Here is a 13,318-nt window from a genome sequence, read left to right on the forward strand (position 1 = left end):
TAATGATATTTCTGGTGATTTACTATGCTAACAGAAGTGATTTAAATGACTTCATGGCATTACCCGACTCTAATGCTTCTCTTGCCTTTTCAACCGCTTCTGAAAGTCCCTGCTTTCTGTTAGCGGTATATAAGGCCATTGCCGCATTAGCAATTACGGCTTGCTTTTGCGCCTCTGTGCCTTTATTCTCCAGGACATTAATAAATGTTTTTGATGAATCCTCTATAGTGTCGCCACCTTTAATGTCTTCGTGCGATAACTTTGAAAATCCAAAATCTTGCGGCTCTACTATTCTTTCACCTTCATTGTAAAAAAACTTGGCAGGACATGTTAACGACACTTCATCGTACCCATCCAATGAATGCACGATAAGAAAATCCTTTGATGTGTTCTGGTACAGATATCCATACATCCGTGCAAGCTCAAGATTGAAGACACCCACCAACTGGCGTTTGGGAAAAGCTGGATTTACCATAGGCCCCAACATATTAAAGAAGGTTTTTACTCCCAAGTCCTTTCTTACCGGTGCTACGTTTTTCATGGCCGGATGAAACAACGGAGCATGCATGAAACAGATGTTAGCACGATCGAGGCTACGCTTCAGCTCGTCAATATCATTGGTAAACTTATAGCCAAAATGTTCAAGTACATTAGAAGAACCACATGGGGACGAGACACCATAGTTGCCGTGTTTCGCTACGGTCTGCCCGGCTGCAGCAACTACAAATGAAGACAACGTTGAAATATTAAATGTATTTTTTCCGTCACCCCCTGTTCCGCATACATCCATAACAGGTTGATCAAACTCCGCTCTGATACAAAGTTCAAGCATTGCATCACGGAATCCCTGAAGCTCGTCAACGGTAATGCTACGCATCATGTATACTGTCATAAAAGCTGTAGTAAGGCTCAGATTATATTTACCTGATGCAATATCTATAAGAACGTTTCGCGCTGTTTCTTTTGTTAATGAGCGGTGATCTATTAATTCGTTTAATATCGCTTTCATACGTGCAATTACTTTCTTTTAATTTTTGAACTGGTTCACAAAATTTTACTGTTAGTTCTTAAGCCAGTTTTCAATCATCTTAGGTCCTTCCGGCGTCATAACCGATTCAGGATGGAACTGTACTCCTTTTATGTCGTACTTACTGTGTGTTAATGCCATTACCAATCCTTCATTGTTTACTGCTGTAATTTTTAATTCATTATTAATAGTTTCAGGAACAATAGCCCAGGAGTGATAATGTGTTGCCTGGAATGTTTTAGAAACTCCTTTAAACAGATAATCATTTTCGTCCTTAACTTCTGTAGTTGAAGTGACACCGTGAAGCACTTTTGGTATATTAAATAGTTTCGCACCGTACGCTTCTCCTATTCCCTGATGTCCGAGGCAGACACCTAAGATACTTTTCGCTGGCCCATACTCCCTGATAACCTGTTTCATGATTCCTGCTTCGTCAGGAATACCAGGCCCGGGTGAAAGCAGTATCTTATCATATCTTTTAACGTCCTCTATAGCTATCTTATCGTTTCTAAAAATATCCATAGAATAACCAAGCGCGCGAATGATATGTACCAGGTTGTATGTAAATGAATCGTAATTATCCAACACTAAAATCTTCATGGTAATGTTTGTTACTTACTTCTTATTAGTTATAGCAATTAAATTTTCTCTGCCAGCAAAACAGCCTTTCTCAATGCTGCCAGCTTATTATTAACCTCTTGCAATTCGTTCTCTGATTTAGATTTCGCAACCACCCCTGCACCTGCCTGATAGACCAATTTATTTTCACGACTAAGAAATGTGCGAATCATGATGGCGTGATTGAAAGTGCCATCGAAGCCAAGAAAGCCAATAGCGCCTCCGTAAAAGCTGCGGTTTACATTTTCATACTTATTGATTAACGTCATGGCCATGTGCTTTGGTGCACCAGACAAGGTGCCTGCTGGAAACGTATCGGCAGCCATTCGTATTACGGATGAGTCTTGCTTAACTTTACCAGACACCTTAGATACAAGATGAATTACATGTGAGTAAAACTGGATCTCTTTAAATACTTCGACAGTGACATGTTCCGCATTACGGCTCATATCATTTCTTGCCAGGTCGACCAACATTACGTGCTCCGCGTTTTCCTTTTCGTCAGCAGCTAATCTATTTGCAATCTCTGCATCTTCCTGATCATTACCAGATCTTCTAAACGTGCCTGCAATTGGATAGATGTGTGCCTTGTCACCCTTTACCTGCAGCTGCGCTTCAGGCGATGAACCAAACAACTTGAAATTGCCGTAGTCGAAATAGAACAGGTATGGCGAAGGATTAATTGAGCGTAGTGCTCTATATACATTAAACTCATCTCCTTTAAACCCGCATGAAAATCTTCTGGATAAGACTATTTGAAACACATCGCCCCTATAACAATGTTCTTTTCCCTTTTCTATTACCTGTAAAAATTCCTGATCACTAAAGTTAGAATTTTCACTTCCGACAAGGGAAAACTTATAGGTAGCAAAGCGATTACTGAAGATGATCTGTTCGATCTTATCCAGCCCTCCGTTAGGTCTTAGAACTCCCTCTATCGAATTTTCGGAGAGTGTGAGTTCATTAGAAAAGTGATCGACTACAATAATGTACCGGTATAATTTATACAGTATGTCGGGTATTGTTTCCGTTGTTTTAGTGACTTCAACATCTTCAAAAAATCTTACTGCGTCATAAGCCATGTAGCCGAAGATGCCGGCGTTAATGTATCGGGCAGGTTCTTTATTGATGTCCTCAAATGATGATTTAAAATTTTGAAGTTGCTGAACTGCTTCGCCACGATCAGCAATCTTTTGCTTAACCACACTGCCATCCGGATAACGGATATCGATATCAGTACCACTTACCTGAAACGAAGCAATGGGGTCGCAACAGATAAACGACAAGCTATTTTCATGGCCATGATAGTCAGAGCTTTCCAGTAGGATACTGTTTGCATATATGTCTCTTAATTTGAGGTATATGTTTACTGGTGTAATTGTATCTGCCAGAAGCTTTTTTGAGGTGGTAGTAAGTTTAAAATTCATATCATACTGTTGTTTTCACACTAAGAAGAAAATCAGAAACCTTAAAAACACAAAGGCCCGCCCCGATTCGATCGGAGCAGGCCTCGTAGAATATTATATCATTCAAACTAAAGCATAGCTATGCACCGATCGTTTAACGACTTATGCCACCACCACGCTATGTTTGTATACTGATTCATTATCTAATTTAAGCTTCTGCTTTCTTTTTAGCTGTTCTTCTTGGTTTTGCGGCTACTTCAGTAGTAGCTGTTGCGGGCTTTTTGCTTGCCGCACGCTTCATCTTGGCTTTAAGTGCTTTTTTGTTTCTGGTTACCCCGTAAGAGCCTCTCCAGCGTTTACCTTTGGTTGATTTTTTGTCTCCTTTTCCCATGAAAATTGAACTTTATGGGGCAATAATAACAAAGCATTCAAAATTTACCAAATCCTTTTAAATAATTGGTAACTTCAATTACAGATTTCGTGTTCAAAAATAAAAAAGGTATGGCAAACCCGAGCATAGAAATAATAAACGCTATTCGTAATACAGCCAGACGCCTGGCGAGCAGCGAAGATTACCAATGGGGACATATGGGTTCCTGTAATTGTGGCTTTCTTGTTCAAGAAGTAACACATTTAAAGAAAGATGAAATTCATAGCCAGGCAATGGAAAAGTATGGCGATTGGAACGAACAATTAAACGACTACTGCCCGAGAACAGGGTTTAAAATCGATAATATCATCAGCAGCATGCTTGACTTTGGTTTCGATATCGATGATCTTAAACATCTTGAACGACTATCAGACCCCAAAGTCTTACATACCCTGCCCTTAAATGAGAGAAATTTAAAGAATAATGTTAAAGTCGATGTAGTCAAGTACTTAAATCAATGGCTAAGAATTCTGGAGGATCAATACGTAACAAAGATAAATATCGATAATATTCATGATGCCTTGATTACTCAAGAGGCAAGTAAAAAAGAGCACAGTCTTTAGGGCGATTTCCCTGATTGATAAACCGAAACCAATCTTTAAGTCTTGCTTCTTCCTTAAGACCGCTTTTTAAGAGTACTCGCATGGAGGCTGTATTGTCCACATCAACGAAAGTTCCTATACGATAGAATTCCTTGTGGTCCTTAAGCACGTTCATAAGGGTACGACAAGCTTCCGTTGCATACCCATTCCCCCAATGCCTAGGGCTAAAAATATATCCGAATTGAGCTTTACCAAGTTCGTTGATAACTCCAAAGCTCCCAATAAACTGGTTCGCTTGCCTCAATCGGATAGAATATGAGTAGTCGAGACCAAACTGCCAGCTTTGTATCGCGTATTTCAAAAAAGTACGGGTATCCTCAATTGATTTGTGCGTAGGCCACGACATAAATGTGGTAGCCTCAGGTTTGCTAGCATAGCCATAAAAAATCTCTTCTGCATCTTCGTATCTTAGCCGCTGAAGAAGTAATCTTTCGGTCTCTATTTTTTCAGGAAGATTTATTCGATCCATAATTTAAATAACCCAAGAATGGCAAAAGGCAGCAATATAGTTCATCAATACTTTAAAAAAGAGTTTGATGAATTTACAATTCTGGTAAAAGTCAATCCGCTTCAATTTAAAGGAACGGAAATAACAATACATAAGAATGGCAAAACGGAAATCCGCGACTTGGAATTTGATGCCGATATATTAGACGATTTAAAAGTCGATGGCTTTGAAGCAGCAAGTCCTATAGAATTTAATTTATATCATACAGGACTTGCTTAACCCCAAAGCAGTTTTAGGCATAATTTTTAACCCCAACGTGCTCTGTTTAGAGATTTTAACTTAAATGATTAGTTATGCCACAATTAAGTAATCTAAAAGTTGCTGTTTTAACCGAGAATGGTTTCGAGCAATCAGAACTTACAAGTCCTAAAGAGGCGATGGAAAAAGCAGGTGTTACCGTTCATATCGTATCACCTCAGCAAAAAGAAGTGAAGGCATGGGATAAGACCGATTGGGGAATAACTCTTCCTGTTGATAGACAACTAGACGAAGCTAACCCTGAAGAATACGATGGTTTACTATTACCAGGTGGCGTTTTAAATCCTGACACGCTAAGGCAAAATCAGACAGCGATTAAGTTTGTAAGACATTTCCTTGAATCCGGAAAACCCTTGGCTGCTATCTGCCATGGACCTCAAACATTAATAGAAACAGGAATGATAAGTGGTCGTAGGCTTACCTCCTACCCTTCTATTAAAACTGATCTTATAAATGCCGGTGTACATTGGGAGGACAAAGAAGTAGTGGTAGACAATGGACTTGTGTCAAGTCGTTCACCAAAAGATCTTCCTGCATTTAATAAAAAAGTGCTTGAAGAACTTGCGGAAGGAGTTCATGCTTAACTAAGGGTATTGTTTATTCGCTACGCGATGCAACATTACCATGAACAAAGAGCTGCAGTGGTGCAGCTCTTTGCTTTTCTAACAGAGAATGAAAATATTTAAAACCGCAACACTTCATTGACGATTAAATTAACACTTCTCTTCGTCAGGATTTATATTTTATTAAGTCTTGGTGACTACTTATTCGTATCTTAATGATTTAATTGGGTCAATCAACGCAGCACGAACTGTCTGATAACTAATAGCCACAATTGTAATTGTAATAGCAATCATTAGCGTGATGATAAAAATAAGCGGATTAATGCTAACCCTGTTAGCGAAGGTTTGCAGCCATTGATCTGCTAAGTACCAGGTAACAGGTATCGCAATAACATTAGCGGCAACAACAAGAGCTATAAACTCTTTTGACAAAAGTGAGGCAATAGACAACACATCTGCGCCCAATACTTTTCTTACTCCAATTTCTTTTGTTCTTGATATAACCATAAAAGATACGAGACCTAAAAGTCCAATAATGGCAATGGTAATAGTGAGACTAGCAAAAAGGCCGAATACATAAGCAAGACGTTGTTCTGCCTGATATTGCCTTTCAAAATCTTCATTAAGAAAGAAATAGTTAAAATCATATCCTGGGAAGTGTATTTTCCATTGCTTCTGCAGCGCGGCGAGCAAGTCCTGAGTATCGGAAGCTCGATATCGGATGGCATACATGTAACTGCTTTTAGGATTATAGTCCATCACCATTGGGCCTATGTTCTGCTGCAGACCAAACTGATGATAATCTTTAACTACACCAATGACAATTCCTTCTGGGTGCCGTGACGGAGATGTTATTCTTTTGCCTATTGCATCTTGAGGGGAAGCCCAACCATACATTGACACGGCTGTCTCGTTAAGTACCAGTCCCTCTTTCATTTCTGCTTCACTATCGACGGAAAAAGTACGACCACTGACAACTTGTAATCCCAGCGTTTTCTGGTAATCTTCATCAACAGCCATGTATTCAACGCTTATGGCCGCATCTGTACCTCTACCCTCAGGGTAAGACACCTGTCCTTGCCATCCCGGGTGCCCAGGAAGCGAATTTGTAAATGTTACATCCTCGACAAATGAAATCTGCTTTAATTCATCTTTAAATGTTTTAAACGTTTCAGCACCAGGAGCACGAACCTTGGCAGCATTAACAATAATGATCTCATCTTTCGAAAATCCAAGTTCTTGTTTTTGCATGTAGTTGAGTTGGTTAATGACGATTAATGTCCCCATTACCAGACCTACGGAAATAACAAATTGAAATACCACTAACGCTCGTCTTAATTGAATCCCCTTGGTGCTGTTTTGCATTTTACCTTTAAGCACCTGCGCTGGTTTCATTGCCGACATAACCAAAGCAGGATAGTAGCCTGATAGCAACGTAACAATAACAACAAGGGCAACAACACCACTCATTACAGAAAGGGAACCGATAGCATTAAATGTATAGTTCTTAGCCATCAACTGATTAAAGATAGGTAACAACAGACCTGTTAAAGCAACACCAATCACCAAAGCTATTAACGTTAACACAAAAGATTCACTAACAAACTGGTTAATTAGCCCTTTCCTGGTTGATCCGACAACTTTTCTCAAACCAACTTCCTTAGCGCGATATATAGATCGTGCAGTAGTGAGGTTTATAAAGTTGATACATGCTAACAGGATTACAAACACTGCAATACCGGACACCAAATAAACTCTTTCAATACTTCCTAAGGGTCCCATCCCATTGCTCTTTGCGGTAAGATAAAGATCTTTTAGCGGAGTGAACATTACATAAGCACTTACACCCCATGACTTCAATATATCTCCTGCATTGTAAGTATATATATTTCTCGCTTTAGCTCTAAAAGTCTCAAGACTTGTATTTTCCTTTAACAGGATATAATTGCGAACGTTGATATTTCCCCACCCACCATTGAAATCAAAATCCTTATCAAGAATTGGATAGGTAGAAAAGGAAAGCAACATATCAGCCTGGATGTGTGAGTTTGATGGTATGTTCTTCATTACTCCCGTAACCACAAACTCAAGTGAATCGCCGAATAACAGCGATTTGTTAAGACCATCACCACCCTTAAAGTATTTCTTCTCCATATCTTCTGTTATTACTACAGAATAAGGCTGTGTAAGTGCTTTAGACGGATTGCCCTTTAATAGTGAGAAAGAAAATATGTTAAAAAACTCTTCTGATACAAAATGAATCTTCTGCTCAACACGTTTACCTTCATAATTAACTAAGAGCCATGAGGCTCCTTTAGAATATAATACTGATTCAACTTCAGGAAAAGTTTTAAGCGCACTCCCTACTCCCCAACCATTAGCATCCATACCTCCTTCTGTAACAGACTCTGACGTATTAAAGGAAGTTCCTACACGATAAATACGCTCAGCTTTTGCATGAAATTTATCGTATGACAACTCATCTGATACGTAGACAATTATAAGAATCCCTGCGGCGAGTCCTAATGATAGACCTAAGAGGTTAATAGTTGCATATCCCTTGAACTTAAGGAGTGATCGCACCGCTATTTTGATATAATTAAGAAGCATATTGTTTCGTTAAACTTATAAGAGTATGAAGCTAGACCCCAATGCTTCTTACAATGAGGATGCCACTAAAAAAGGTGCTAAAAAACGATAATTAATGATCTATTGAAACTGCTCTTGTTCTAACCTGGACAGAAGCGTTCGCCAACGAACAGCCGTCCTAGCAATAGTATGGATTGTTTAAGTTTTGCTAACTCATTCTAATTCCCGATCAGCTTCTCAATAACGATCGGCACAGTCTCTATCTAAATTAGAAAGACTCGCTAGCGAATCATAGCTTAATGGACTATTAGAAACTTTTTTTTACAAAACTGTTTATTACAAAATTCCCTATCCTAAAGGAGATTATTTGCTCTTATTTCTGCTACCACGTTTAAAACAATTCCTTTGCGATTCTATAAATAGGATCTGACTTCCCCATGGAATAAAAATGGAGTGTGGGAACACCTGCCTTTATTAATTCTTTGGACTGTTCGATTGCCCACTTAATACCTACTTCTTTTACTGCGATATTATCTTTACAACTCTCGACTTCGTCAGCCAAATCTTCAGGGATATCAATATGAAAAGTAGAGGACAGGATGCTTACCTGCGCCTTTGTTGTAATGGGTTTAATGCCTGGGATAATAGGAACGTTAATACCTGCTTCCTTACACCGTGCCACAAAGTCAAAATACTTTTTGTTGTCGAAGAACATTTGAGTCACTACGTATTCAGCGCCAAGATCGACTTTTAGTTTAAGGTACTTAAGATCCGCTTTGAGATTGGGAGCAGCAAAGTGCTTTTCCGGGTAGCCTGCGACACCAATACAGAAGTTAGTAGGAGCTGAAATCTGAAGCTCATCGTCAAGATATTTTCCATTGTTCATGTTAACGATTTGCTGCAGTAGATCTGATGCATACCGATGACCATCAGGCTCAGCGACAAAACGTCCTTCGTTTTTTATCCCATCACCTTGCAGGGCAAGAACGTTATCAATACCAAGAAAATGAAGATCGATTAAAGCGTTTTCCGTTTCTTCTCTTGTAAAACCGCCGCAAATGATATGAGGTACAGTATCAACACGATAGCGATTTTGAATAGCAGCGCAAATACCTACTGTTCCAGGTCTCTTTCTCGTTGAATGTTTTTCAAGCAGGCCATTATCTTTTTTCTTGTACACATATTCCTCGCGATGATAGGTTACATCAATAAAAGGAGGTTTGAACTCCATTAAAGGATCGATGTTGGTGAAAAGGTTTTTTATATTTTCTCCTTTTAAAGGAGGTAAAATTTCTATGGTGAATAGCGTCTTTCCGTTTGCGTTCTTAATGTGATCGACTACTTTCATTTGATGTATTAAGATCTTGTTTTTACTAAGGTATTAAAGGAACTCGTAAATATGCGACTTACGTTACGCACGTTGCTAATTAAATATCATACGAAAGATTGGGTGCTAACCATTTTTCAATTTCAGCCACATCCATTCCCTTTCTTTTTGCATAATCTACTACCTGGTCTTTTTCAATTTTACCTAAACCGAAGTATTTAGCGTTGGGATGTGAAAAATAGAAACCACTTACTGAAGCCCCTGGATACATGGCATAAGATTCGGTTAAAGTAATACCCACGTTTTCCGCTTCAAGCAATTGGAATAGTAACTTCTTTTCTGTATGATCAGGACAGGCGGGGTACCCTGGCGCAGGCCGGATTCCCTTATACTCCTCGCCTATTAGTTGTTCGTTGGTAAGGTTTTCATCTTTTGCATACCCCCAAAGTTCTTTTCTTACCTTCTCATGAAGGCATTCTGCAAAGGCTTCCGCAAGTCTGTCCGCTAATGCTTTAGCCATTATATCAGAATAATCATCATGATTGGCTTTGTGCTTCTCTAACAATTTCTCCAACCCTAGGCCTGCAGTAACCGCAAACATTCCAAAATAATCTTTTCCCTTTTCGGGTGAAATAAAATCGGCAAGGCAAAAGTTTGGTAAGTTCTGCGCTTTCTTATTCTGCTGCCGTAAGAAGTGAAAGGATGCAAAAGACTTGCTATCATTCTCACTTTTATACAAGAGAACATCATCTGCCTTGTTCTCAGCAGGATAAAAAGCAATTATACCATTTGCCTGTAGACTTTTATTCTTCACGATATCATCCAGCATGTTATTGGCATCGTTGAAAAGCTTCTTAGCCTCAACACCTACCACACTATCATTCAAGATACCGGGATACCTCCCTGCTAACATCCATGTCTGAAAGAATGGTGTCCAGTCGATATACTTTCTTATTTCCTCTAAAGGATAATCGATGAACTCCTTTCTTCCTACGAAGGACGGCTTCGTATAGCTAGTGGTATTCCAATCGATTTTCGTTCTGTTATTCCTTGCTTCTTCTAGCGTGATATAATTCTTTGACTGCTGTCTGCTCGCATGGTCTGTTCTCAGTGCTTTGTACTCTTCCTTAACTCGTTGCTTAAAACTTTCACGGGTTTGAATATTAATGAGCTCACTTGCCACTGGAACAGATCTTGATGCATCTAGCACATGCACCACAGGACCTTCGTAAACCGGATCTATTTTTACCGCAGTATGGATCCTTGATGTTGTAGCACCGCCAATTAGCAATGGCAATTCAAGTTTTTCACGTTGCATTTCTTTGGCTACTGCTACCATCTCATCTAACGACGGTGTAATTAGCCCACTCAACCCAACAGCATCAACTTTTTCTCGCTTAGCAGCTTCAATGATTTTCTCTGTAGGAACCATCACACCGAGATCCACAATGTCATAGTTGTTACATGCGAGAACCACACCTACTATGTTCTTTCCAATATCATGCACATCGCCCTTTACCGTAGCTAAAAGTATTTTTGCCGCCGCTTTATCCGCACTATTATTTTTCCTTTTTTCTTCCTGCAGGAAGGGCTCGAGGTACGCTACTGACTTCTTCATCACCCTTGCACTTTTAACAACCTGAGGCAAAAACATTTTACCTGCGCCAAACAAGTCTCCTACAACATTCATCCCCGCCATTAAAGGTCCTTCAATAACATTTAGTGGCTTTCCATATTTTACACGTGCTTCTTCTGTATCCAGATCGATATAATCTATAATTCCTTTTACAAGTGCATGTGTTATCCTTCCCTCTACCGTCCCCTTTCTCCATTCATCTTCTACCTCTTTTTTCTTTCCTGATCCTTTTACTTTTTCAGCGTATTCAAGTAGTCTCTCAGTAGCATCATCTCTTCGGTTTAACAAAACATCTTCTACCTTATCGAGTAATTCTTTTTCAATTTCATCGTATACTTCGAGCATGGTAGGATTAACAATTCCCATGTCCATACCATATTGAATAGCATAGTAGAGGAATGCGGCATGCATGGCTTCTCTAACTTTTTGATTTCCTCTGAAGCTGAAAGAGACATTACTTACACCACCGCTAACGTGGGCATGAGGAAGATTTTCGCGAATCCATTTTGTTGCACGAAAGAAATCCAATGCATAATTACGATGCTCTTCGATACCAGTAGCAACAGGAAAAATATTTGGATCAAAAATGATATCCTGTGGTGGGAATTTCACCCTTTCAACCAGTATATCGTAAGCACGTTTACAAATGGAAATTCTTCTATCGTAAGTGTCAGCCTGACCTTGTTCATCAAACGCCATCACGACAACTGCAGCACCGTATTTTTTAACAAGCTTTGCCTGTCTTATAAAATCCTCTTCACCGGATTTTAGACTTATGGAGTTTACAATACCTTTTCCCTGTAAACACTTAAGACCTGCTTCTATTACTTCCCATTTAGACGAATCTATCATTACGGGAACAACAGCAATCTCAGGTTCGGCAGCCATGAGGTTTAAAAACTTGACCATGGCAGCTTTTGAGTCAAGCATACCTTCGTCCATGTTTACATCAATCACCTGTGCTCCTCCTCTTACCTGGTCTAAAGCAACTTCCAGTGCTTCCTCAAACTTGTCTTCTTTTATGAGTTTGAGGAATTTAGCAGAACCAGTAACGTTGGTTCGCTCACCTATATTTATGAAGTTAGAATTTGGGGTAATCGTTACGGCTTCTAGACCGCTTAACTGTAGATATTTAGGCATGTTCTACTGCTACTTCTCGGGGTTTATATTTTTTTGCAGCTTCTGCAATTTTACGAATATGATCTGGTGTTGAGCCACAACAACCGCCAACAATATTTACTAATCCTTCTTTCAAATACTCCTCAACTTCTTTTGCCATTTGCTCTGGGCTTTGGTCATAGTGACCAAATTCATTGGGCAAGCCTGCGTTTGGATATGCGCTAACGAAAAAAGGAGCTCTTTCATGAAGCACTTTAAGATATGGTCTTAACGCAGAAGCTCCTAAGGCGCAATTGAATCCTATGCTTAATAATGGAACATGAGAAACTGAAATTAAAAAGGCTTCAGCAGTTTGTCCAGACAAAATACGCCCACTGGCATCCGTGATCGTTCCTGATACCATTACAGGTAACTGCTTTCCTTTTTCCTCAAACAACTCTTGTATTGCGAACAGCGCAGCTTTAACATTAAGCGTATCCGTAATTGTCTCAAGCAGAAGCGCATCTGCACCTCCGTCAATTAACCCTTTTGCCTGTTCTTTAAAAGCTTCAACAAGTTCATCATAAGTAACGGCACGAAACCCAGGGTTATTTACATCAGGAGACATTGACGCAAGTTTTGTCGTAGGCCCCATAGAACCAGCAACAAAACGCGGTTTATGCGGTTCTCTGGCTGTAAATTCTTCAGCCACTTCTTTGGCAATCTTTGCTGACTGGTAATTAATTTCGTAAACAAGAAATTCGAGGTGATAATCGGCCTGAGCAATTCTTGTACTTCCAAAAGTATTTGTCTCCACCATGTCAGCGCCGGCTTCGAAATACTGGCGGTGGATATCCTTGATTATATCTGGCCGTGTAATACTCAGCAAATCGTTATTACCCTTGAGTGGATGCGGATGATCTTTCAGACGCTCTCCTCTAAAATCCGCTTCCTCCAGTTTATGCCGTTGAATCATTGTGCCCATCGCACCATCCAGCACAAGAATTCTTTCTTTTAAGATGTCTTCGATTTTCATAGACCCTCCTAGTTGTTTAACATGCGTTATTCCAGAGAGCCCTCATAAAGTGATGGGTTACTTATCTTTTTCATCATTTTGATGAAGGGAGTTAGCACAACATCCCGGTAGGCGGGATAGGATGCTAAGACGTCATAGGGCCCATTCCCTCAGTCTTTCTGGATAAGCATTGTGCAAAGAAAAACAATAAGTGTTAAAAACAAAAATCATAGTTTATTTT

General features: G+C 39.6%; 10 protein-coding genes, 1 pseudogene and 1 riboswitch. Of the genes and pseudogenes, 3 read left to right on the forward strand and 8 right to left on the reverse strand.

Going from position 1 to position 13,318, the window contains the following annotated elements; translation table 11 throughout:
• Positions 1-22: 22 nt before the first annotated feature.
• The 4 genes from trpD to KK060_RS08190 all read right to left on the reverse strand — a co-directional run bounded on the left by trpD (position 23) and on the right by KK060_RS08190 (position 3,442).
• Positions 23-1,009, reverse strand: a complete 987-nt coding sequence (gene trpD, locus KK060_RS08175) for an anthranilate phosphoribosyltransferase (protein ID WP_254153223.1) — start codon at positions 1,007-1,009, stop codon at positions 23-25.
• A 51-nt stretch (positions 1,010-1,060) separates the two neighbouring features.
• Complete coding sequence (locus KK060_RS08180; protein ID WP_254153224.1) at positions 1,061-1,627, reverse strand: anthranilate synthase component II; 567 nt, start codon at positions 1,625-1,627, stop codon at positions 1,061-1,063.
• Between the two features lie 38 nt (positions 1,628-1,665).
• On the reverse strand, positions 1,666-3,072 hold the full coding sequence (locus KK060_RS08185; protein ID WP_254153225.1) for an anthranilate synthase component I family protein: 1,407 nt from the start codon (positions 3,070-3,072) through the stop codon (positions 1,666-1,668).
• 187 nt (positions 3,073-3,259) lie between these two features.
• Positions 3,260-3,442, reverse strand: a complete 183-nt coding sequence (locus KK060_RS08190; RefSeq protein WP_254153226.1) for a 30S ribosomal protein THX — start codon at positions 3,440-3,442, stop codon at positions 3,260-3,262.
• Positions 3,443-3,552: 110 nt separating this feature from the next.
• Here KK060_RS08190 and KK060_RS08195 point away from each other — a divergent pair, with 110 nt between their 5' ends.
• Complete coding sequence (locus KK060_RS08195; RefSeq protein WP_254153227.1) at positions 3,553-4,044, forward strand: hypothetical protein; 492 nt, start codon at positions 3,553-3,555, stop codon at positions 4,042-4,044.
• Here KK060_RS08195 and KK060_RS08200 read toward each other — a convergent pair.
• Positions 4,007-4,552 (reverse strand): GNAT family N-acetyltransferase, encoded by a 546-nt coding sequence (locus KK060_RS08200; RefSeq protein WP_254153228.1) that lies wholly within the window; start codon positions 4,550-4,552, stop codon positions 4,007-4,009. The genes KK060_RS08195 and KK060_RS08200 overlap by 38 nt on opposite strands.
• A gap of 18 nt (positions 4,553-4,570) precedes the next feature.
• Between KK060_RS08200 and KK060_RS08205 the strand changes: the two genes are divergently transcribed.
• Together KK060_RS08205 and KK060_RS08210 are read left to right on the forward strand one after the other, a co-directional pair.
• Complete coding sequence (locus KK060_RS08205; RefSeq protein WP_254153229.1) at positions 4,571-4,810, forward strand: hypothetical protein; 240 nt, start codon at positions 4,571-4,573, stop codon at positions 4,808-4,810.
• 74 nt (positions 4,811-4,884) lie between these two features.
• Positions 4,885-5,433 (forward strand): type 1 glutamine amidotransferase domain-containing protein, encoded by a 549-nt coding sequence (locus KK060_RS08210; RefSeq protein ID WP_254153230.1) that lies wholly within the window; start codon positions 4,885-4,887, stop codon positions 5,431-5,433.
• A 180-nt stretch (positions 5,434-5,613) separates the two neighbouring features.
• Here KK060_RS08210 and KK060_RS08215 read toward each other — a convergent pair whose 3' ends face one another.
• From KK060_RS08215 to metH, 3 genes and pseudogenes are all read right to left on the reverse strand, one after another.
• Positions 5,614-8,022: an ABC transporter permease gene (locus KK060_RS08215; RefSeq protein ID WP_254153231.1), complete on the reverse strand. Its 2,409-nt coding sequence runs from the start codon at positions 8,020-8,022 to the stop codon at positions 5,614-5,616.
• 370 nt (positions 8,023-8,392) lie between these two features.
• Positions 8,393-9,349 carry a methylenetetrahydrofolate reductase [NAD(P)H] gene (gene metF / locus KK060_RS08220; protein WP_254153232.1) on the reverse strand — a complete coding sequence of 319 codons (957 nt, stop codon included), beginning with the start codon at positions 9,347-9,349 and terminating at the stop codon, positions 8,393-8,395.
• Between the two features lie 79 nt (positions 9,350-9,428).
• Positions 9,429-13,098: pseudogene (gene metH, locus KK060_RS08225) on the reverse strand (methionine synthase).
• Positions 13,099-13,156: 58 nt separating this feature from the next.
• Positions 13,157-13,267, reverse strand: a riboswitch (SAM riboswitch).
• Positions 13,268-13,318: the final 51 nt, after the last annotated feature.

Origin of the sequence: Chryseosolibacter indicum, assembly GCF_018598585.1 — a bacterium.
GTDB lineage: Bacteria > Bacteroidota > Bacteroidia > Cytophagales > Cyclobacteriaceae > Chryseosolibacter > Chryseosolibacter indicus.